Source organism: Brachybacterium sp. B718/18, from assembly GCF_055454375.1.
Genome location: NZ_JBVDDO010000001.1, coordinates 597,285 through 617,805 on the forward strand (window position 1 = coordinate 597,285; position 20,521 = coordinate 617,805).

Genomic DNA, 20,521 nt, shown 5'->3' on the forward strand with positions numbered 1-20,521 from the left:
CCGGTGAACATCACAGAACACACCTCAGCACCGTCCCCCGCCCCCGTGTCTGGGCGCCCGGCCGGCGCCGTCTACGCCGACCGGGGCTCCTCCCACTTCGACATCCTCCTCGCCGCCATGGTCACGGTCGTGATCCTCTCCGGCATCGGCGCCGCCAAGGGCGTCAGCTTCGGCACCGTCCCGGGCACCGGATTCGAGATCATCACCGACGGCGGCTTCTTCCTCTTCCCCCTCGCCTACGTCCTCGGCGACATCGTCACCGAACTCTTTGGCCCGCGTGCCGCGCGCCGCGCCGTGATCACCTCCTTCACCGTGAGCGTGATCGCCTCCCTCAGCTACTTCGTGATCATCGCGCTGCCGCCCTTCCCCGATGAGTACGGCCTCGCGAAGCAGGCCGCCCTCGAGCTCGCCCTGGGCCCGGTGTGGATCGTGGTCCTGGCCGGCCTCGCAGGCTTCGCCGCCGGACAGACCCTCAACTCCCTCGTCGTCGCGCGGATGAAGCAGCGCATGGGGGAGCGGGGCCTGATCGGGCGCCTGTTCACCTCGAGCGGCCTCGGCGAGCTCGTCGACACGATCATCTTCTGCACCATCGCCGCGGCGGCGATCGGCATCACCACGATCGAGCAGTGGGCCGAGTACACGATCCTCGGATTCGCCTACAAGGTCGCCGTCCAGTACGCAATGATCCCCGTGACCTCCGCGGTCATCCGCTTCCTCAAGCGCACCGATCCCACCTACCAGGCCCGACTCGCGGCGCTCCCGGCCCGCGACTGACGGCGAGGGCGGGGGCCGCGCCGGGCCGACGAAGGTCGGGCACGCCCCTCGCCTCCCCGAGCTGTCGCGGGGTGCATGACGTGGACCACAGTGACCGCATGAACACCACAGCTCCCGCTCCCGTCCCTCCTCCCGCACCCGCCTCCGCCGTCAGCGCCGGCGACGCGGCCGCGGCCCCGAACGGCCCGGGGACCGCCCCGGCACCGCGCCCGAGCGCCGTCGATGCGTCCCGCCGCTTCGGAGCGCACCTCCGCATGGCCTGGTGGAAGCCGCTGGTCATCATCGTCCCGATGGGCGTGATCATGCTGCTCTCCCAGATCGTGCTGATGACCGTGGCCGTATTCGTCGAGATCCTGGCGCTCGGCCGTGACCCGCAGGACTTCCTCTCCATCGGACCGCTGGGCCTGTTCGCCCTGAACCTCTCGCTGGTCGTCGCGGCCGTCGTCGGCCTGCTGCTGACGAGGTTCGTGGGCCGCGTGCCACTGCGCTCCGTCCTCAGCCATCCGCGAGCCTTCAGCTGGGGCCGACTCGGCCTCTATGCGGCCGCTTTCGTGCTCCCGCTCGGGCTCGTGCTCGGCGGGACCTCGCTGCTCGACCCGTCCGTACAGATCACCGTCACCGGCACCACCATCGCCCTGGTGGTCGTCGCCCTGCTGAGCACGCCCCTCCAGGCCGCCGCCGAGGAACTCATGTTCCGCGGCGTCATGACCCCCGCGATCGCCTCGTGGATCCGCCCCGAGCGGCTCGCCCTCGCCGTCGGCATCACCCTCTCGAGCATCGTCTTCGGCCTCTCGCACGGCGCGGGGGACCTCTGGCTCATGGCCTACTACGTGGCCTTCGGCCTGTGCGGGGCGCTGATGGCGCTGATCAGCCGCGGCCTGGAGGCTCCCATCGCCTTCCACGTGGTCAACAACCTGCTCGCCATGGTCCTCGGCGCGCTGATGACCGGCGGCGGCGGCATGGTCATCGACCGCTCTGCCGGCGCCGGCGGGCCGATCATGCTGCTCATGATCGGGGTCGATCTGCTCCTCGTCGGCATCGTGTGGCTGCTCGAGCGGCGCCGCTCGCGCGTCGAGCGCAGCGCGCCGCTCCCGACGGAGCAGATCCGCAACGATGTGGAGTCGCAGCCCACGGTGTGACTCCCGCGTGGGAATCTCGCCCGATGGACCCCTTCCTCGTCGGGCCGGGACGGGCATAGCATCGTGTCCTCGAGCCGGGTCGGATCCACGGATCCCTCCCGGCTCGCCCGCGCCCGCCCGAAAGGACCCCCGTGGCACCCGCCGCCCCTTCCCCCCGCCCTGACGACGCCGACGAGCCGCTCTCCCGCACCGCCGAGGTGCCGGTCACCACCGGTCAGGTGCCGACCGTCACCGGTCAGATCCCTACGATCACCGGCGCGATCCCGGTCCTCGAGGACCCGGCCGACCACGACATCGCCCACCTCCCCACCGAGGAGGAGCTGCGGCGCACCCGATCCAAGGTCACCGTCCTGGTGATCGTCGTCCTCACCACCCTCAGCGCGATCGGTCCGCTCGCCACGGACATGTACATCCCCGCCTTCCCCGACGTCGCCGACGACCTCGGCACGACGGCGACCCGGATGCAGCTGACCATCACCGCCTTCTTCCTGGGCACCGCGACCGGCCAGGTCGTGGCCGGTCCGCTCTCGGACCGGCTCGGACGGCGCACCCCTCTGCTCATCGGCATCGTGCTGTGCCTGCTGGCCTCGATCGGCTGCGCCCTCGCCGACAGCGCCGAGCTGCTCATGGCGATGCGGGTGCTGCAGGGCATCGGCGGCGGCTTCGGCATGGTGCTGGGCCGCGCCGTGCTCATCGACATGACCGACGGCCCCGAGCTGTTTCGGATCATGAACCTCATGCAGGGCATCGGCGGCATCGCCCCGATCGTCGCGCCGCTGCTCGGCGGGCTCATCCTGCTCGTCGGCCAGTGGCGGGAGATCTTCCTGATCATCGCCGCGATGTCGCTCATCTCGCTGCTCGGGACCATCTTCCTCATCCCCGAGTCGCTGCCGCCGAGCCGCCGTCACGCCGGCGGCTTCCGCACCTTCCTGCACAACTGCCGGGTGCTCCTCGGCCGACGCCAGTTCGTCGCGTACCTGCTGGTCAACGCGTTCTCGGCCTTCGCCGTGATGGCCTACGTCTCGGCGTCGAGCTTCGTGGTGCAGGAGATGCTGGGCTTCAGCTCGACCGCCTACTCGATCAGCTTCGCGATCAACTCGGCGGGCATGATGGCCGGCTCGCTGCTCTCGGCGCGGCTCACCCGCACCATCCATCCGCGCTCGATCATCCGCGTGGGCCTGATCATCGTGATCATCGCCAGCTCCGTGCTGCTGATCGGCAGCCTCTTCCTGGGGTCGCCCGCATGGATCGTGCTGCCGGCGTTCTTCTTCACCGTCGCCCCGCAGGGCCTGATCCTCGGCAACGGCGGTGCGCTCGCGAGCGACCAGGCGCGGGAGTTCGCGGGCACCGGCTCGGCGATGCTCGGCCTCGGCTTCTCGTTCTCGGCCTCGATCGCGGCGCCCCTCGTCGGCCTCGCCGGCACCCACTCCTCGCTGCCGATGGCTCTCGCGATCCTCCTCGGCGCCCTGGTCTCGAGCGCCTTCTTCGTCGCCGCCGGGCGAGGGGCAGGGGCGCGCGCGACCGCCTGACGCCCGCAGCTCAGACGAGCGCGGACGGCACCCCCGGGAACATCCCGGGAGCGCCGTCGTCGTTCCGGCGGGTGCCGGGGCGGGGACTGATCAGGCCGGGAGGTTCGGCTCGATCTGCGCGTCGTAGATGCCCTGGAGGGTCGCCTGCAGGTCGGTCAGGGCCTGCTCCACATCGCCCTCGGCGGTGAGCATCGTGCCGACGGCGTTGGCCATCTCCTGGTCGGCACCCGGGAGGAACACGCGCGCGTAGTCCTGGGTGCGGGTGACCTCGAGCTGGTCGATCGCGGTCTGGATCTGCGGGGTGGTCTCCAGCAGCTCGGTGACGTCGGCGCTCTTGCGGATCGGCATGTAGCCGGTCGCACCGGAGAAGGCGACGGTGGACTCGGGGCGCCCCATGAACTCGATCAGCATCGCCCCGGCGAGCTGCTCCTCCGGGGTGATGGACGCGGGCACGCCGAGGCCCGCGCCGCCGGTGGGGCAGACGGGCCCGTCGACCGGGCCGGCCGGCAGGAAGCCGACGCCGACCTCGAAGGAGCTGGCCTCGAGGACGCCCACGAGGGAGCCGGTGGAGGCGATCGTGGTGGAGCAGACGCCCGCCGCGAAGGTGTCGGCCGAATCGCCCGAGGACACCTGGGCCCAGCCGTTCGAGTACACGGAGTCCTGCACCCACTGGAAGGCCTCGACGTTCTCCGGCGAGGTGATGGCGGCGAGGTCCCACTCCTCGGACCAGGCGGTGCCGCGGCCCCAGAGGACGTTCTGGAGGGTCCAGCCGGCGTAGCCCGCGAGGTCGGGGTACATGTAGGCGACATCGCCCTGGGTCAGCTTCGGTGCCCACTCCTCGAACTCGGCCCAGGTCTCCGGGGCGCGGTCCGGGAGGCCCGCGGCGGCGAAGTGGTCCTTGTTGTAGTAGAAGAGCGGGGTGGAGCGGCCGTAGGGGAGCGCCCACTGCTTGCCGTCGTACTGGTAGTCGGCCACGAGCGAGTCGCGGTAGTCGGCGACGTCGATGCCGAGCTGCTCGATCATCGGGTCGAGCGCAGCGATGTTGCCGTTGATGAAGTAGCGGAACCACCACACGTCCGAGAGGACCACGACCGCGGGCAGGTCGTCCTGCGCGGCCTGCGCGGTCTGGAAGCGCTGCGCGATCTCCTCGTAGTTGGAGCCCGCGGTGACGTGGTTGACGGTGATGCCGGTTTCCTCGGTGAAGGCCGCGATGAGCTCGGCCTCGACGTCCTTGGAGCCGCCGGGGTGGTTGGTCCAGAAGGCGATCTCGGTCGCGGGCTCGATCGCGGAGAAGTCGACCTCCTCGCCGCCGGCGTCGCTCGCGGCCGAGTCGCCGCCGCCGACGGAGGGGCCGCCGCAGGCGGCGAGGGCCAGGGCGCCGGCGCCGGCGGCACCGAGGCCGAGGAGGGCGCGTCGGGACGCGGTCAGCTGCTGCGGGGTGCGGGGCAGACGGGTCATGGGGTGTCCTTTCGGGACGGGTGGGGGTGGGTCCTGCGGGAGGAGTGCGGCGCCGCAGGGGAGCGGTGCCACGGGGGCTCGGGCCCGCGGATCAGCCGGTGACGCTGCCCTGGGTGAGGCCCGAGACGATGTAGCGCTGGAGCGCGGCGAAGACCACCAGCACGGGGACGATCACCAGGACCGTGCCGGCCATGAGGATCCCCCAGCCCGATCCCGTGTTGCTTTCGGAGTTCTGCAGGGCTGTCAGTCCCACGGGGAGGGTCATCATGTCGGAGCTCGTGGTGATGATCAGCGGCCAGATGTAGTCGTTCCACTCGCCGACGATGGTCACGAGCGCGACCGTGGCGATGGACGGCAGGGAGATGGGCACCACGATCCGCCACAGGGATCGCCAGTGACCGGCGCCGTCGAGGCTCGCGGCCTCGAGGATCGAGGGTGGGATCGTGAGGAAGTGCTGGCGCAGCAGGAAGGTGCCGAAGGCCGTGCCGAGGCCCGGAAGGATGATGCCCCAGTAGGTGTTCACACCACCCCAGCCGGCGACCAGCACGTAGTTGGGCAGGATCGCGACCTGCGGCGGCACCATGAGAGCGACGAGGATGCCGAGGAAGATCCAGTTCTTGCCGGGGAAGCGCAGGAACACCAGCGCATAGGCGGTCATGATCGCGAGCACGACCTTGAGCGCGGAGCCGACGCCGGTGACGATCACCGAGTTCAGGAAGAAGCGGGGGATCGGCACCGTCGTCACGGCCACCCGGTAGTTGTGCAGCGTCGGCTCCGAGGGCAGCACCACGAGGTCCTTGGTGAGGATCTCGGTGGGCGCCTTGAAGGAGCTGATCACCATCCACAGCAGCGGCAGCACCACGACGGCGGTCGACAGGATCAGCGGCACGTAGCCGGTGGTGATCGTCGCGACCAGGTTCTGCGCGGAGAACGGCCCGTTCGCGCGGCGGGGGAGCACGGCCGACGGGGCGGTCGAGCCGCCCTGCGGGGCGACCGAGGGAACCGAGGCGGGGGCGGTCGCGGGAGCGCTCATGCGTAGTGCACCTTCTTCTCGACGAAGCGGATCTGCACCACGGTGATCACCAGGAGCATGACGAAGAGGACCACGGAGATCGCCGCCGAGTACCCGGCGCGGGAGTAGCCGCCGAAGGCCTGCAGATAGCTCTCGAAGATCATGGCGTTGGTGCCGCGGCCCGTGGGGGTCATGACGCGGAGGATGTCGAAGGCCTGCAGGCTCGACAGCATTGTGGTGATGAGCAGGAAGAACGTCGTGGGGGAGAGCAGCGGGAGGCTGATCGACCAGAAGCGGCGCAGGGGACCGGCGCCGTCGAGGGAGGCCGCCTGCATGACCTCCAGGGGCAGCGACTGCAGGCCGCCGAGGTAGACGATCGCGCAGTAGCCGAGGTTCTTCCAGACGTACACGATCATCACCATGATCAGCGCCATGTCCGGGTCGAGGACCCACTGGGGGCTGGCCAGCCCGATCTGCCGCAGGAACCAGGCGAGCACGCCGAAGTTCGGGTCGAAGATGAACAGCCACACCAGACCGACGCCGACGCCGGAGAGCACGTACGGGGCGAAGGCGGCCGAGCGGGCGAGCGAGGTGCCGGGGATCTTGGTGTTCAGGGCGAGGGCCAGCAGCAGGCCGAGCACCATCGAGCCGCCGACGGTCACGAGGGTGAAGACGATCGTGATGCGGATCGAGTCGAGTCCCTGCGGCGAGGAGAAGAACTCGACGTAATTGGCGAGGCCGATGAAGCTCGCGCTGGTCGAACCGAGGGTCCAGTCGAGCATCGAGTAGTACACGTTGGTCAGCAGCGGCCGGTACGTGAACAGGATGATCAGGGCGATGTTCGGCAGTGCGAGGACCAGGAACCACAGCGCCTCGCGGCGGCGGCGGGAGGACAGCCGGGGCCGGAGCCGGACATCCCGAGCGGCACTCGTGCTGGACATGCGCACCTCGTTCTCGGAAGGCAGAGGCCGTTCCGCTGAACGGCCGTGGACCATCCCAGGTGACGTCCGTGTCGGGCCGACGACCCGCCGGTGTCCGAGGCGCCGCGGTTCGGCGAACGCCCGGTGAACTCGTCCCCAGCACTGTGACCCGTGCGACACACTCCGCCCGCGGCGGCGCTCGACGCTCCGAGTGCGCTGGTCAGCGCGCGCTGCGCAGTTCTCCGCCCGCCTCCCACATTCCGTCTCCGCCGACCCTCCACACCCCGTCCGCGCCCACCTTGCGCGCGCCGCCGATAATGTACGTTATGTAAAGTCGACCGTGGAAGACGTGGTTGTGCCGCAGCGCAGCCCCTCCCCGGTCTCGCCGCCCTCAAGCACGCAGTCCTCGACGCCGCAGACCTCGAGCGCGCCGTCCTCGACGTCGAGACGACACCGAGTGCTGCGTCTGGACCGCTACGAGCCCGCTAGAGCGGTCCAAAGGCAACACTCGACGCCAGCAGGCGGTCCGAAGGCAGCACTGGGCGCCAACAGGCGGTCCGGAGCCAGCGTTCGTCAATCCTCAGCGGCGAGACTCTGCGCTCAGCACGCGGCGACGACGCCCTCACCGTCGGCCCAGCGGGCCACCAGGCGCACAGCACCGTCGAGATCACCGATCGTGCGGGCGATGGTGAACGGCTCGCCGTCCTCGAGCGACTGCAGGCTCGGCGGCTGTTCCCCCTCGTCGACCTCGAGGCGCAGCTGCACCGTCTGCTCGCGGCGCGTCGTCGTGCCGTCGGGCGCATGCACCTCGAGCTCGGCCTGCTGCTGCTCCCCGGCGAGCGCCCGGGCGAAGCACTCCAGGGCGACCTCGTCGGCGAGGCCGTCGTAGACATAGCGGGTGCCGAGCACCGAGTGCTCCATGGTGCCCACGAGCGCGTCCTCGCCGGCCTCTGACAGCGGCGCCGCACGGTAGGTCAGCGGCAGGTGGAAGATGGTCTCCCCGACCTCCACCAGGTGGCACTCGACACCCACCTCGCCCTCGGGATCGTCGAAGCGGTACGCGCCGAACAGGCGCAGCTCCCCCAGCTCGCCCCAGGATCGAGTGGTCAGCAAGTCGGCCAGGAGCTCGGCCTTGGACGGATGCAGGGTCGCGGGGTGCAGGATTGCCATGGCCACCACGCTACCGGCGCGGGCCCGCGCCGTCTCGCTCCCCCGCCGGGAGCTCCTCCAGCAGCTCGCGCAGCCCGTCGATCCGCCGCGCGCCCGGGGCGTGCAGCGGCACCCCCGGGGTGCCGAGCAGCACCCCGCAGATCCCGGCGGCCTGCGCGGCGGCCACGTCCACCGGCCGGTCCCCCACGGCGAGGACTGCGGCCGGATCGAGGCCGTGCCGCTCCAGGAGGGCCAGGTGCATCGCCGGATCGGGTTTGCGCGGGAAGCCGTCGGGCGCGCACACCATGTCGTCGACGTCGAGATCGAGACCCTCCAGCAGAGTCAGCGCGCTGTGCCGGTCGCGGTGCGTGGCGACGAGGTTCAGCCCTCCCCCGGCGTGCACCGCGGCGAGCACCTCGCGCGCCCCGTCCATCACCGGGGCGGGCTGCACCCGCCAGGTCTCCTTGGTTGCGTCGTACGCCGCCTGCAGCGTCTCCTCCGGCACGCCGTAGCGCTCGGCGAGAACCGAGATCGCATGGGCGCTCGACATGCGCGTCAGCAGCGCCACCTCGTGCAGGCGGGCCGGGGTGAGCGGCTCCTCGAGGGCCCGCACGAGGGCCCGGTCCACGTCCGGATAGGTGTCCACGAGGGTTCCGCCGAGGTCCCAGATGATGCTCGTCGCTGCCATGCACCGATGGTGCCAGGCCCGCGTTGTCGAGCGCAGCAGGTCACGCACAGCGATCGACGGCCGACGGGGACCCCGCCCGCAGGCGGTCCCCCGTCGGCCGTCGACCCGGTGCTCAGGCGCGCGGCTTGAGGCTCCCGCGGAGGTCGGGAACATCCGCGAGCAGACGCTTGGTGTACTCGGCCTGCGGCGAGAAGATGACCTCCTCGGTGCTGCCCCTCTCCACCACCTTGCCGTGCTCCATCACCGCGACCCGGTCGGCCAGGTAGGTGGCCTGCCCGATGTCGTGGGTGATGAAGAGGACCGTGAGGCCCAGCTCGGCCCGCAGGTCGTGCAGCACGTTGAGCACGTTCACGCGCAGCGTCGCATCCAGCATGCTGGTCGCCTCGTCGGCCAGCAGCACCTTGGGGCGCATCATCAGCGCGCGCGCCACCATGACGCGCTGCCGCTGTCCGCCGGAGAGCTGATGCGGATACTTGTGCAGCGCCTCCTTCGGGGTGAGCCCCACGTAGCCGAGGCACTCCTCGATCAGGGCGTCGCCCTCGTCCTTCCCCACCTGGGCCAGCTTGAGGCTGCGGCGCAGCAGCGAGCCGACGGTGAAGAACTGGTTGAAGGACGAGAACGGGTCCTGGAAGACGGCCTGCACCTCGGACCAGTAGTGACGCAGCTCGGCCCCGCGCAGGGTCGTGACGTCCTGGTCGCGGAAGGTGATCGTGCCGGAGGTGACCGGCATCAGCCGGAGCAGCATCCTCGCCAGGGTGGACTTGCCCGAGCCGGACTCCCCCACCACGGCGAGCACGCTCGCCTCGGGGAAGTCGAGGCTGACGTCGTCGACCGCGGTGATGTGACCGCCGGCCACCGAGAACCGCTTGGTGACGTTGTGGCAGGACAGCAGCGGCGACTCGGTGGAGACGCTGCGGGTGATCATCCCGCCGTCGTCGGGTGAGGTCGTGCTCTCGCTCATGAGTTCTCCCCTGCCGTGGTGACGGTCCGTGCTGCAGCGGCGGGCCGCACGACCTTGCCGCTCCCCCGGTCCCTGCCGCGGTCCCGGGTATCCTTCGTCGGGTCGAGCACGGAAGACAGCAGCTTCTTGGTGTAATCGTGCTGTGGATCCTCGACCAGCTGCCGCGTGGGCCCGGTCTCCATGATCGAGCCGCCGTACATGATCGCGAGCTTGTCCGAGACCTGCGAGAGGACGGGCAGGTCGTGGGTCACGAAGACCACGCCGGACATGATCCGCTGCTCGACCATCGCCAGCAGCATCTCGACGAGCATGCGCTGGCTGGACACGTCCAGGGCGCTCGTGGGCTCGTCGGCGATCAGCAGGCGCGGGTTCAGCAGGGTCGAGATGACCGTGATGACGCGCTGCTTCATGCCGCCGGAGAGCTGGTGCGCGTACGAGTCCAGCACCCGCACGGGAAGCTCGAGCATCTTCAGCCGGTCCCGGGCGAGGTCGAGGGACTCGTCCTTCGTGGCCCGGGGGTCGTGCGCCCGCATCACGTCGTGGACCAGGCTGCGGATCCGCACCGTGGGGCTGATCGCGTTCATCGCTCCCTGCGGGAGCATCGAGACGGTCTTGCCGCGATAGGGCCGATGACGCTTGACGTCCGCCGGCGAGAGGGTCGAGAGGTCGATGACCTCGTCGTCGATCTCGAGGGTGCCGGACAGGACGTACAGGGGCGGGGTGGCGATCATGGCGAGCGTGTTGCCGAGCGTCGTCTTGCCGCAGCCGGACTCCCCGGCCAGGCCCAGTATCTCCCCCTCCCCCAGCTCGAGGCTCACGCCGTCCACGGCGGTGAAGTCCTTCTCGCCGCCGCCGTAGACGGAGCGCACGTCGGTGGCGCGGGCGAGCAGGGGCGCCGAGCGCGGATGCTCGGTCGGGTCCTGCGGGATCATGCGGCACCTCCCGGGCCGGTGGGGACGGCGGAGCCGGAGGCGGCCGACGGGGTCGCGGCGGCGAGGGCCGCCGCCTCCTTCGCCCGGCGCGCCGCGGCGGCCTTCATCTGCTTCTTCTTGCCGCGCCGCAGGCGCGGGTTGAAGACCTCGTCGAGGCTGGCCTGCAGGAGCAGGAAGCCGAAGGAGACGAGAGTGAGCACGATCGTCGGCGGCAGGAACGCCCACCAGGCACCGGAAGCGACCGCCTGGAAGGCGAGCGCCCAGTGGAGCTGGGTGCCCAGCGAGTCGGTGCCCGAGGGGCCGAGGCCCAGCATGGACAGGGCCGACTCGGCGAGGATCGCGCCGGAGACCTGCAGCACGAAGGCCATCACCGCGTAGGACAGGATGTACGGGAGCACGTCGACCAGCAGGATGCTGGGCAGGCGCGCCCCGGAGAGCCGGGCGACGTCGATGTGCTCGCGCGTCGCCACGGAGGACGCCTGGGCCCGCACCGCGCGGGCCGTCCACGGCCAGGACGTGATGCCGATGACCACCGCGAGCGACCAGATGCTGCTCTGCGGGAGCGAGATCGAGATCAGGATCAGCACGATGATCGAGGGGATCGCGAGCACCACGTTGGTGATGCCCATGAGCAGCTCCTCGATCCAGCCGCCGACGAATCCGGCGACGAGACCCACGGTGACGCCGATGAGGGTCGCGATGAGCCCGGCGACCAGGCCGATGATGAGAGACGTACGGGTCCCCGCCATGAGCACGGCGAGCACGTCGTGCCCGAAGTTGTCGGTGCCCAGGATCAGCCCGTTGCCGGGCGCGTCGTAGAGCGAGCCGACCTTCTCCCCGGACCCGGTCGGGTAGACCAGGCCCGCCAGCCCGAGCAGCACCACACCGGCGACGAGCACCAGGGAGATCCAGAAACGGGTGGAGAAGTTCATCGTGCGGAAAGGGTTGGAGCGGGGGGCGGTGACCTCGTCGGTCACCGGGGCGTTCGGAGTCGACATCTCACTTCTCCCCGCTCTTGGCCGCACGGATGCGCGGGTCGACGATGCCGTACACGATCTCGACGGCGAAGTTCGCCGCGAGCACCGCCACGGTGATGATCAGCGTGATCGCCTGGATCACCGGGTAGTCGTTCTGCGCGATCGCGTTGAACAGCAGGGTGCCGACGCCGGGGTAGTTGAACACCAGCTCCGTGATCAGCGCGCCGCCGACGAGGGTGCCGATGGACAGCGCCAGACCGGTGATCTGCGGGAGCATCGCGTTGCGGAAGATGTACGTGGTGATGGTGTTGTCCTTGATGCCCATCGCCCGCGCGTAGTTGACGTAGTCGCCGCCCAGCTCGTAGATGGCCATCGAGCGCATACCGACCGCCTGGCCGCCGATGAACACGATCACCAGCGACAGGAACGGCAGCCAGTAGTAGCTGATCGCGTCCCAGAGGAACTCGACGCTCAGCTCTGGGGTGAGCCCGAGCGAGTAGGCGCCGCCCACCGGGAACACGCCGGCCACGACCGCGAGCCCGTAGAGCAGCAGGATCGAGAGGCAGTAGTAGGGCATCGAGGACAGGAACAGCGACGAGGTGAACACGCTGCGGTCCCAGTTGCCGCCGCGGAAAGCGGCGACCGCGCCCACCAGGTTGCCCACGATCCAGCCGATCAGGATCGCCGGCAGCTGGACCGCCACGGACCAGGGCAGCGCCTGGCCGACGAGGTCGTTCACCGAGGCGGGATAGTTGGCGAAGGAGGTCCCCAGGTCCCCGGTGAACACCTTGCCGAGGTACGTGAGGAACTGCTGCCAGAGGGGAGCGTCGAGCCCGAACTCGGCGACGAAGCTCTCGTAGATCGCCTTCTGCTGCTCGCCGGTGACGGATCCGCCACGGGCGAGGTTGGAGACGATGACGTCGACGGGGTTGCCCGGGACGAGCCGGGGCAGCAGGAAGTTGAGACTCACTGCTGCCACCAGCGCGACCAGGTACCACCCTGTCTTCTGCAGGATGTAACGGCCGAGAACCACGGGTAAGTCAGCCGCCGATCTTCTGCAGCTTGAAGATCCACTCGTTGCCCGCGCCGCGGAACATCGGCGGCGCGTAGTCGTTATCCTCGGCGGGCCAGTTCGCCCAGTTCGTGGCGTTGAACTCGAAGAACTCGTCGGGACGGTACATGAGCGGGAAGGCCGGGACCTCCGCACGGTACAGGTCATCGAGGGCGGTGAGGGCCTCGAGCTTGGTGGCGTCGTCCGCGGCGGCCGCGGCGGCCTGCAGCAGATCGTTGACCTCGGCGTTCTCCCAGCGGCCGTAGTTGCGGTAGGCCGTCTGGCCCGCCGGGGCCATCTCCACGTTGCTCATGACGTCGCTGAAGCGCAGCCACGGAGTGGACGGGCCGGTGCCGGCGACGTACCAGCAGGCCATGTCGAAGTCGCCGTTCTGGATGGCGGACTGCGTCTGTGCCTGCTGCGGGAAGTTGGTCGCCGCGTCCACGCCGATGGCCTGGAGGTTCTTGGCGACGATCTCGAGCGCCGCGTTCCAGTCGGTCCAGCCCTGGGGGGTGATCAGCTTCCAGGGGCCGAGCTTCACGCCGTCCTTGGCGTAGAAGCCGTCGCCGCCTTTGGCGTAGCCGGCCTCCTGCAGGAGCTGCTCGGCCTTGGCCGCGTCGTAGGTCCACCCGTCGGCAGAGGCCTTGTCGCGGTCGAGCCACTGGTCCTCGGCGCCGTCGGGGATGATCAGCGAGGCGAGCACCTGGGAGGAGTACCCGGACATGGCGGTCTCGGAGATCGAGGCGTAGTCGACGGCGTGGGCGAGGGCCTTGCGCACGGCGGGGTCGTCGAGGCCGGGGCGAGCAGTGTTCATGAGCAGCATCGGCATCGAGCCGGGCGTGTAGTAAGGCGCCTCGCGGAGGTAGGTGCCGACCGGCTTGCCGCTCTCCCACATCTTCCAGATCTGCGGGACGAACTGCTGCATGACGTCCAGCTCGCCGTTCTGGAACTTGAGGTTGCCGTCCTCGTTGGACTTGAAGATCGGGTGGATGATCTTGGTCATCGCGGGCAGGCCGCCGTAGAACTCCTGGCCCCAGTAGGAGTCGTTGCGGGCGAGGATGATCTGGGTCTGGTCGGCGAGCTCAAGGGTGAAGGGCCCGGTGCCGATCGCCTCGGTGGTCTCCCAGGAGGCGATCTTGTTGCCGGTCTCGGCGGCGGCCTTCTCGAAGACGGCCTTGGGGACGATGAACTGGGTGGCGAGGGAGTTCAGGACGGTACCGACGTTCTTGCGGTCCTGGTTGATCGCGACGGAGATGGTGTTGCCGTCGGCGGTCATCTCGTCGACCTCGACCCAGAAGGAGGCGACGCCGAGGCCCGGGTCGATCTTGCCGAGCTCGAAGGTGTAGAGCACGTCGTCGGCGGTGAACTCGCTGCCGTCGTGCCAGGTGATGCCGTCCTGGAGGGTCAGGGTGATGGTGCTCGTGCCGTCGACCTCGTGCGAGGCGGCGAGACCGGGCTTGAGCTCGCCGGTGACGATGTTGAAGCGGAGCAGGGTCTCGTAGATGTACTGCGCGACGTTCGCGGAGGCGGGCCAGGCGGGCGAGCCGGCGAAGGTGTTGAAGTTGGTGGGCGGGCTCCACTGGAAGCCGGCGATGAACAGCTGATCCGCTCCGTCGCCCTTGCGGCCGCTGCCGGCCGCACCGTTGTTGCCGACGCCGGGCAGGTCTCCCCCGGCGTCCGAGCCGCCGGAGTTGCCGCCTCCGCCGGTGGCACCGCCGCAGGCCGCGAGAGCCGCGACACCGCCGACGGCTCCGGTGGCGGCGAGGAAGCCGCGCCGGGTCGAGGGAAGGGAGGGGAGCGTGATGCGAGGGGACTCGCCGGGAGTACCGCGGTGGGACATGGGACCACTGCCTCTCAGGAAGGGCTCCACCGTTGGAGCCGCGGATCAGCTCTGATCCGTTGACAGCAGAAATTAGTCCCTCGTCACCATTAACAGGACGCGGTACGGGTCACGAACTCGTAACGATCGAAACCGGTTTTCGTCGGCGTCGAGAGCGTGAACGTTCCCGCTCGCGCACGCCCTCTGGGCGGCTTTCCCGCGGACGGTCCCGACCGCTCAGCCGCTCCCCCGCCGGCGCAGCGTCCCGATCTCCGACGGGACCACCTCGGCCGGGCCGTCGATCCGGCGCAGCAGCATCTGCGCGAGCTCCCGTCCGGCCCACGGGATGTTGCGGTGCAGGGCGGTGAGCGGGGGGCTCGTGACCGTGCACAGGTTCGAGTTCTCGAAGGCGAGGATCGCGAGGTCCTCCGGCACCCGCACCTCGGTGCGGGCCAGTTCGACCAGCAGCTGGGCGGCGAGCAGCTCGTTGTCCACCAGGACCGCGCGGGCCCCCGTGCTCGCCCGCAGCGTCAGCAGCCGGTGTGCCCAGCGCGCCACATCGGCCTGGAGGTAGTCGGAGTGCAGCACGGTGCCGCCGATCCCCTGCTCCGCGCACACGGCCCGGAAGCGCCGCGCTCGGTGCTCGACGTGGAGGAACTCCGCGGGTCCGCCGAGATAGACGAGATGGCGGTGCGGCACGGCCGCGGCGAGGAGGTGGTCGAGCATCACCTGCATCCGCCCCTCCTCGTCGGCCAGCAAGGTGGACAGCTGCGGCGAGAGGACCTCGCAGCTCATCGTCGCCCCGGGCATCCCGGTCGCCTCGAGGACGGCCAGGCGCGGGTCGTCGCGGCGCGGGTCGAGCAGCACGACGCCGTCGACCCGCCGCTCGGCCGCCCAGCGCCCGAGCAGCTCGGCCTCGGCGCCGGCGTCGGGGACGAGCTGCATCAGCAGGCCGTGGTCGGTCGCCGCGAGCTCCGCCTCGATCCCCGCGACCATGGCCATGAAGAAGCTGTCCGCGCCGACCACCTCGGGGGTGCGGGCGAGGGCGAGGCCGACCACACCGGTGCTCGAGCGGGACAGGGCGCGCGCGGCATAGGACGGGGTCCAGCCCAGCTCCTCCGCCGCTGCGGCGACCCGGGCGCGGGTGGCCGCGGAGACGCCGGGCACGTCGTTGAGCGCCTTGGAGGCCGTGCCCTTGGAGACTCCGGCGCGTCGGGCCACGTCCAGCAGGGTGGGAGTGGACATGCCGATCCCTCCTCTCCGCGGTGTCTGGGGCTCACGGTAAGGGATGACCGCACCGTGCCGGCCCGATCCTGCCCTGTTGCCGGGCGCCGAGGGAGGCACTGGCAGTCCGCCCGTCGCCTACAGTGCTCGGGTGCCCCTCCCCGACCAGCTCGCCGCTCTCGGCGCGCTCACCCTCGTGCTGCTCCTCGCGGCGGCCTTCCTCGCGGGGTGGGTGGACGCCGTCGTGGGCGGCGGCGGCCTGATCCAGCTGCCGGCCCTGCTCACGGGGCTTCCCGCGGAGACGTCGGCGTCGACCGTGCTGGGCACCAACAAGATCGCCTCCGCCGCCGGCACCGCCGTCTCCTCGCTGACCTACGTGCGGCGGATGCTCCCCGTCGCCGAGACGGTGATCCCGCTGGTGCTCTGCGCGCTGCTGGGGAGTGCAGCCGGAGCCGGACTCGCCTCCCTCATCCCCCGCCCGTGGCTCTCCCCCGTGGTACTGGTGGCCCTCCTCGCCGTCGGCACGTACACGCTGCTCACACCGCAGCTGGGCCTCGTGCACGAGCCGCGGCGGAGCGGCCGCGGCCACCAGCTGCGCACCGCGGCGATCGGCGGCGGCGTCGGCCTGTACGACGGCGTGCTCGGGCCCGGCACCGGCAGCTTCTTCATCATCCTGATGGTCGCCGTGCTCGGCTACGGGTTCCTCGAGGCGAGCATCCACGCGAAGCTCGCCAACCTCACCACCAACCTCGGGGCGCTGCTCGTCTTCGGTCTGCAGGGCGAGGTGTGGTGGCTGCTGGGCGGGCTGATGGCCGTGGCGAACATCGCCGGCGGGTATCTGGGCGCCCGGCTCGCCCTGCGGCTCGGGTCCCGGTTCGTGCGGATCGTGTTCCTGGTGGTCACCGGGGCGCTCGCGATCCGCCTCGCCGCGGACACCGTGGCGCTTCTCACCTGAGCAGCGCGAACAGGCCGTGCTCAGACCGGAATACCTCCCGGTCGGAGCACGTTGACCAGGACGTCACCCGCCGCCGAGCCGGCCCGATCGCCTGGAGATCACCATGGACCCGACCACGCTGTTCACCTACGAGCGCCACGTCGACTCGCGCTCCCTGCGCGGCCGCACCCTGCTGGTGACCCTCGGCGCCTTCAGCGACGCCGGCCACGCCCAGGCGCTCGTCGACGACCACCTGCTCAACACGCTGCCCAGCCGTGTCGTCGGACGCCTCGACATGGACCAGGTGTACGACTACGCGGGCCGCCGCCCCGAGATCACGCTCGAGCTGGACCACTTCACCGACTACGAGCGGCCCGAGATCCTGCTGCACGAGATCACCTCGCCCGAGGACGAGACGTTCTTCCTGCTCACCGGGCCCGAGCCGTCCTTCCAGTGGGAGCGGGTGGCGAGCGCGCTGCGGATCGTGGTCGACCAGCTCGGCATCGAGCGGACCCTCGTGGTCCAGGGCTTCCCGGCCCCCGTCCCCCACACCCGCGAGCTGCCGGTGACGCGATTCGCGGGAGATCCCGACGCGATCCAGATCCGTCGCACCATGCCGGGCACCTTCCGGCTGCGCTCCCCGTTCACGGCGCTGCTGACCGTGCGCCTGGCCGACGCCGGCCACGACGTCGTGGGCCTCGTCGCGCACGTCCCGCAGTACCTCCACGAGACCGCCTACCCCGACGCCGCGATCGCGCTGCTGCGCGCGGTGGGCCAGGAACACGGCCCGGTCCTGCCCGTCGCCTCCCTCGAGGCGCAGGCCGTCCCCGTCCGCGAGGCGGTCGCCGGTCAGGTCGCCGAGTCCGCTCAGCTGCAGGAGATGGTCTCCGGGCTCGAGCAGCGCTTCGATCGGATGCTGACCTCGGGCGTCGGCGTCGAGGTGCCGCGCGGCGAGGACCTCGCCGCGGAGATCGAGGAGTTCCTCGCCGCGGTGGCGGAGGACGAACCCGGAGAGGCGACGACCGACGATGCCGCGGATCCTTCCGCCGACGGGACGCCGGAGCGCACCGACGATCCCCGCTCCGAGGACGATCCGGGCTCCGAGCCCGTCGCCTGAGCCGGGCCCTGCACGCCCGCGGCCCGGGGACCGCGTCGGGACGGGACGGGTCGCTCAGCGCAGCGGGACGGCCCGGAGCCGGTCCTCCTGCGGCAGCTCGGGGTCGACGACCGCCGTGACCTGGATGCCGGTCAGCCGCACATCGCCCGCGAGGGTGGTCATGAACGCGGTGTCCGCCGCGTCCTGCCCCGTCGCGATGCGGGCCATGGACGCCCGGGGCGCGAGGTGGGTGGCGTCGGCAAGCAGCCAGCGGTCCTCCACGAGCGCCTCGACCACCAGGTGGAAGTCCATGGGGCTGAGGCCCGGCGCGTAGACGGAGGAGCAGCGGGCGGGGATGCCGCTCGCGCGCAGCAGGGTCGACGTGAGGTGCGCGAAGTCGCGGCACACCCCCTGCCGGGCCACATAGGTGCTGCGGGCCGAGTCGGTGATGCTGCTCGAGCCCGGCACGTAGTCGAGGTGGCCGTGCACCCAGTCCACGACGGCCTGCACCGCCTCGAGCCCCGACCGGTCGCCGACGATCTCCTCCGCGATCCGGGTGAACTCGTCGACCTCGCAGTAGCGGGAGGGCCGCAGATGCAGCACGGCGTCGCCGTCCTCCACCGGGTCCTCGTCGGCGGGAGCGATCCCGCGGGCGGCGTAGACGATCTCCACCGTCCCCGCCGGCAGGCCGTTCAGCAGGTGCAGCCGGTTCCCGTAGCGGTCGACGGTCTCGCCGACGGGATGCTCCGCCCCGCCCGCGACGACCGTCAGGAACTCCTGGGCGACGGGCGCCGCCGAGACGGCGACGAGCAGCGCGATATCGGTGCCCTCGGCGACCTCGGCGCGCATCCACGCGCGAACATGTCTCTCCACGAGCCCAGTGTCGCGCATCCGCCGCATCGCGCGGCCCGGACCCCCTTTGCTCCGACGGTGATCAGCGACATAGTGTGGGCGTTCCGTCGTCGTCGTCGCTCCGAGGTGCACCCGTGCAGATCTCCGTCCAGCTCTACAGCGTCCGGGACCTGTTCGCCGAGGATCCCGATGCGGCCCTCCGCCGTCTCGCCGAGATGGGGTTCCGCCAGGTCGAGCCCTTCGGCCTGCTCGAGCATGCCGAGACGCTGCGGACCCTGTTGCCGGCGCACGGACTCACCGCCCCGTCGGCCCATGCCTCGCTGCTCGGTGCCGAGGATCCCTCGCGCGTCCTCGCGACGGCCGCGGCCCTCGGGGTGCGCACCGTCATCGACCCGTACACGGACCGCGAGCAGTGGGACCGCGAGGAGGACGTCCGCGCGATCGCGGACCGGCTGAACGCCCTCGCCCCGCTCGCCTCCGAGCACGGGGTGCGGATCGGCTACCACAACCATGACGCCGAGGCCCGCCCGCACGAGGACGGCCGCTGCGGCCTGGAGATCCTCGCCGAGCACCTCGACCCCCGCGTGGTGCTCGAGCTGGACACCTTCTGGGCCGCCGTCGGCGGCTCGGATCCCGCGCACCTGCTGACCTCGCTCGGCAGCCGCATCCAGCTCGCGCATCTCAAGGACGGCCCCCTCACCGGGGACGTCCACGATCAGGTGCCGCTCGGAGAGGGCGAGATGGACGTCCCCGCCGTGCTGGCGGCCGGCGACCAGCTCGAGCTCGGCGTGATCGAGTTCGACAACCACTCCGGCGACCTGTTCACCGCCATCGGGCGGTCCTTCGACCTGCTCACCACCCACCTCCAGGAGTACACCGCATGACCAGCACCACCGGACCCGTCGGCGTCGGCCTCATCGGCGCCGGCGTGATCGCCGCGCAGTACCTCACCCAGCTCACCTCCTTCCCCGACATCGAGGTGCGAGCCATCGGCGACCTTCGCCCGGAGGCCGCGAAGGCCCGCGCCGAGGAGTTCGGCGTGCCCGTCCACGGCGGGGTCGAGACCGTGCTCGAGGACCCGCAGATCGAGATCGTCGTCAACCTGACGATCCCGGCCGCGCACTTCGACGTCTCCCGAGCGATCCTCGAGGCCGGGAAGCACGTGTGGAGCGAGAAGCCGCTGACCACCACCCGCGAGGACGCCACCGCGCTGCTCGAGATCGCGCGCGAGAAGGGCCTCCGCATCGGCGGCGCCCCGGACACCGTGCTCGGCGCGGGCGTCCAGAGCGCCCTGCGCGCCCTCCGCGACGGCGCGATCGGCGAGCCCCGCTCGGCCCTGGCCCTCTTCCGCTCCCCCGGCCCCGAGTCGTGGCACCCGGCACCCGACTTCCTGTTCCAGATCGGCGCCGGCCCGCTCTACGACATCGGCCCGTACTACCTCACCAGCCTCGTGCTGGCCTACGGCCCCGTCGCCTCGGTGAGCGCGGTCGGCTCCCGCTCGGTGGACCGCCGCACCATCGGCTCCGGCCCCCGCGCCGGCGAGACCTTCGAGGTCGAGGTCCCCACCCGCGTGCAGGGCCTGCTGCGCTTCGCCTCCGGCACCTCCGCCGCGGTCGAGCTGTCCTTCGACGACGCGGTCGGCCGCCCGCACACCCTGGAGCTGACCGGCTCGACCGGCACCCTCGCGCTGCCGGACCCGAACGTCTTCGACGGCGACACCCTGCACGCCCTGCGCGGCGCCGAGGACTGGACCGCGCAGCCGCCCGTCGGTCCGATCGCCGGCCGTGGCCTCGGCACCCTGGAGATGGCCCGCGCGATCCGCGCCGGCCGCCCCCACCGCCTCACCGGCGAGCTCGCCGCCCACGTCCTGGACGTGATGATCGCGCTCGACGAGGCGACGCGGACCAGCGGCGCGGTGGAGATCGCCTCGAGCGTCGAGGCACCCGCCCCGCTCGAGCAGGACTTCGATCCCGCCGCGAAGACCCTCTGATCCGGTGCGGGCCCGG

At 70.9% G+C, this 20,521-nt stretch carries 19 protein-coding genes; 7 read left to right on the forward strand and 12 right to left on the reverse strand.

Annotation, left to right across the window (positions count from 1 at the left end; translation table 11 throughout):
* Positions 1 to 9: 9 nt before the first annotated feature.
* From ACZCAH_RS02910 to ACZCAH_RS02920, 3 genes are all read left to right on the forward strand, one after another.
* On the forward strand, positions 10 to 774 hold the full coding sequence (locus ACZCAH_RS02910) for a queuosine precursor transporter (RefSeq protein WP_464339806.1): 765 nt from the start codon (positions 10 to 12) through the stop codon (positions 772 to 774).
* Positions 775 to 872: 98 nt separating this feature from the next.
* Positions 873 to 1,913 carry a lysostaphin resistance A-like protein gene (locus tag ACZCAH_RS02915; RefSeq protein ID WP_464339634.1) on the forward strand — a complete coding sequence of 347 codons (1,041 nt, stop codon included), beginning with the start codon at positions 873 to 875 and terminating at the stop codon, positions 1,911 to 1,913.
* Positions 1,914 to 2,044: 131 nt separating this feature from the next.
* Positions 2,045 to 3,442 (forward strand): multidrug effflux MFS transporter, encoded by a 1,398-nt coding sequence (locus tag ACZCAH_RS02920; RefSeq protein ID WP_464339635.1) that lies wholly within the window; start codon positions 2,045 to 2,047, stop codon positions 3,440 to 3,442.
* A gap of 90 nt (positions 3,443 to 3,532) precedes the next feature.
* Here the strand turns inward: ACZCAH_RS02920 and ACZCAH_RS02925 are convergent, their stop codons facing one another.
* From ACZCAH_RS02925 to ACZCAH_RS02975, 11 genes are all read right to left on the reverse strand, one after another.
* Positions 3,533 to 4,900, reverse strand: coding sequence for an ABC transporter substrate-binding protein (locus tag ACZCAH_RS02925; protein ID WP_464339636.1), 1,368 nt, complete (start codon positions 4,898 to 4,900; stop codon positions 3,533 to 3,535).
* Positions 4,901 to 4,991: 91 nt separating this feature from the next.
* Positions 4,992 to 5,933, reverse strand: a complete 942-nt coding sequence (locus tag ACZCAH_RS02930) for a carbohydrate ABC transporter permease (protein ID WP_464339637.1) — start codon at positions 5,931 to 5,933, stop codon at positions 4,992 to 4,994.
* Positions 5,930 to 6,853 (reverse strand): carbohydrate ABC transporter permease, encoded by a 924-nt coding sequence (locus ACZCAH_RS02935; protein WP_464339638.1) that lies wholly within the window; start codon positions 6,851 to 6,853, stop codon positions 5,930 to 5,932. The genes ACZCAH_RS02930 and ACZCAH_RS02935 overlap by 4 nt, the downstream gene beginning before the upstream one ends.
* 579 nt (positions 6,854 to 7,432) lie before the next feature.
* The gene (locus ACZCAH_RS02940) at positions 7,433 to 8,002 is read right to left on the reverse strand and encodes a maltokinase N-terminal cap-like domain-containing protein (RefSeq protein ID WP_464339639.1); all 570 of its coding nucleotides are present in this window, start codon (positions 8,000 to 8,002) and stop codon (positions 7,433 to 7,435) included.
* A gap of 10 nt (positions 8,003 to 8,012) precedes the next feature.
* Positions 8,013 to 8,669: an HAD-IA family hydrolase gene (locus ACZCAH_RS02945; RefSeq protein WP_464339640.1), complete on the reverse strand. Its 657-nt coding sequence runs from the start codon at positions 8,667 to 8,669 to the stop codon at positions 8,013 to 8,015.
* Positions 8,670 to 8,781: 112 nt separating this feature from the next.
* On the reverse strand, positions 8,782 to 9,630 hold the full coding sequence (locus ACZCAH_RS02950) for an ABC transporter ATP-binding protein (RefSeq protein ID WP_464339641.1): 849 nt from the start codon (positions 9,628 to 9,630) through the stop codon (positions 8,782 to 8,784).
* A complete protein-coding gene (locus ACZCAH_RS02955) occupies positions 9,627 to 10,562 on the reverse strand; it encodes an ATP-binding cassette domain-containing protein (RefSeq protein ID WP_464339642.1) in 936 nt (311 codons plus the stop codon). The genes ACZCAH_RS02950 and ACZCAH_RS02955 overlap by 4 nt, the downstream gene beginning before the upstream one ends.
* A complete protein-coding gene (locus ACZCAH_RS02960; RefSeq protein WP_464339643.1) occupies positions 10,559 to 11,560 on the reverse strand; it encodes an ABC transporter permease in 1,002 nt (333 codons plus the stop codon). Before ACZCAH_RS02960 ends, ACZCAH_RS02955 begins: the two co-directional genes overlap by 4 nt.
* 1 nt (position 11,561) lies before the next feature.
* Complete coding sequence (locus ACZCAH_RS02965) at positions 11,562 to 12,518, reverse strand: ABC transporter permease (RefSeq protein ID WP_329746723.1); 957 nt, start codon at positions 12,516 to 12,518, stop codon at positions 11,562 to 11,564.
* A gap of 61 nt (positions 12,519 to 12,579) precedes the next feature.
* Entirely contained in the window at positions 12,580 to 14,430 is a 1,851-nt protein-coding gene (locus ACZCAH_RS02970) for an ABC transporter substrate-binding protein (protein WP_464339644.1), read from the reverse strand.
* Between the two features lie 216 nt (positions 14,431 to 14,646).
* Positions 14,647 to 15,654 carry a LacI family DNA-binding transcriptional regulator gene (locus ACZCAH_RS02975; protein ID WP_464339645.1) on the reverse strand — a complete coding sequence of 336 codons (1,008 nt, stop codon included), beginning with the start codon at positions 15,652 to 15,654 and terminating at the stop codon, positions 14,647 to 14,649.
* Positions 15,655 to 15,784: 130 nt separating this feature from the next.
* Here ACZCAH_RS02975 and ACZCAH_RS02980 point away from each other — a divergent pair, with 130 nt between their 5' ends.
* Together ACZCAH_RS02980 and ACZCAH_RS02985 are read left to right on the forward strand one after the other, a co-directional pair.
* Positions 15,785 to 16,588, forward strand: a complete 804-nt coding sequence (locus tag ACZCAH_RS02980; RefSeq protein WP_464339646.1) for a TSUP family transporter — start codon at positions 15,785 to 15,787, stop codon at positions 16,586 to 16,588.
* 103 nt (positions 16,589 to 16,691) lie between these two features.
* Positions 16,692 to 17,684, forward strand: coding sequence for a PAC2 family protein (locus ACZCAH_RS02985; protein ID WP_464339647.1), 993 nt, complete (start codon positions 16,692 to 16,694; stop codon positions 17,682 to 17,684).
* A 54-nt stretch (positions 17,685 to 17,738) separates the two neighbouring features.
* Here the strand turns inward: ACZCAH_RS02985 and ACZCAH_RS02990 are convergent, their stop codons facing one another.
* A complete protein-coding gene (locus tag ACZCAH_RS02990; protein ID WP_464339648.1) occupies positions 17,739 to 18,536 on the reverse strand; it encodes a transglutaminase-like domain-containing protein in 798 nt (265 codons plus the stop codon).
* A 113-nt stretch (positions 18,537 to 18,649) separates the two neighbouring features.
* On the opposite strand from ACZCAH_RS02990, the gene ACZCAH_RS02995 reads away from it, so the two are divergent.
* Positions 18,650 to 19,399, forward strand: a complete 750-nt coding sequence (locus ACZCAH_RS02995; protein ID WP_464339649.1) for a sugar phosphate isomerase/epimerase family protein — start codon at positions 18,650 to 18,652, stop codon at positions 19,397 to 19,399.
* Complete coding sequence (locus ACZCAH_RS03000; protein ID WP_464339650.1) at positions 19,396 to 20,505, forward strand: Gfo/Idh/MocA family protein; 1,110 nt, start codon at positions 19,396 to 19,398, stop codon at positions 20,503 to 20,505. Before ACZCAH_RS02995 ends, ACZCAH_RS03000 begins: the two co-directional genes overlap by 4 nt.
* Positions 20,506 to 20,521 lie beyond the last annotated feature (16 nt).

Excerpts from the sequence above, each read along its gene's own strand:
- ACZCAH_RS02915 (WP_464339634.1), top strand. The coding sequence starts at position 873 with ATGAACACCACAGCTCCCGCTCCCGTCCCTCCTCCCGCACCCGCCTCC.
- ACZCAH_RS02925 (WP_464339636.1), bottom strand. The coding sequence starts at position 4,900 with ATGACCCGTCTGCCCCGCACCCCGCAGCAGCTGACCGCGTCCCGACGC.
- ACZCAH_RS02930 (WP_464339637.1), bottom strand. The coding sequence starts at position 5,933 with ATGAGCGCTCCCGCGACCGCCCCCGCCTCGGTTCCCTCGGTCGCCCCG.
- ACZCAH_RS02935 (WP_464339638.1), bottom strand. The coding sequence starts at position 6,853 with ATGTCCAGCACGAGTGCCGCTCGGGATGTCCGGCTCCGGCCCCGGCTG.
- ACZCAH_RS02940 (WP_464339639.1), bottom strand. The coding sequence starts at position 8,002 with ATGGCAATCCTGCACCCCGCGACCCTGCATCCGTCCAAGGCCGAGCTC.
- ACZCAH_RS02945 (WP_464339640.1), bottom strand. The coding sequence starts at position 8,669 with ATGGCAGCGACGAGCATCATCTGGGACCTCGGCGGAACCCTCGTGGAC.
- ACZCAH_RS02950 (WP_464339641.1), bottom strand. The coding sequence starts at position 9,630 with ATGAGCGAGAGCACGACCTCACCCGACGACGGCGGGATGATCACCCGC.
- ACZCAH_RS02955 (WP_464339642.1), bottom strand. The coding sequence starts at position 10,562 with ATGATCCCGCAGGACCCGACCGAGCATCCGCGCTCGGCGCCCCTGCTC.
- ACZCAH_RS02960 (WP_464339643.1), bottom strand. The coding sequence starts at position 11,560 with ATGTCGACTCCGAACGCCCCGGTGACCGACGAGGTCACCGCCCCCCGC.
- ACZCAH_RS02970 (WP_464339644.1), bottom strand. The coding sequence starts at position 14,430 with ATGTCCCACCGCGGTACTCCCGGCGAGTCCCCTCGCATCACGCTCCCC.
- ACZCAH_RS02975 (WP_464339645.1), bottom strand. The coding sequence starts at position 15,654 with ATGTCCACTCCCACCCTGCTGGACGTGGCCCGACGCGCCGGAGTCTCC.
- ACZCAH_RS02985 (WP_464339647.1), top strand. The coding sequence starts at position 16,692 with ATGGACCCGACCACGCTGTTCACCTACGAGCGCCACGTCGACTCGCGC.
- ACZCAH_RS03000 (WP_464339650.1), top strand. The coding sequence starts at position 19,396 with ATGACCAGCACCACCGGACCCGTCGGCGTCGGCCTCATCGGCGCCGGC.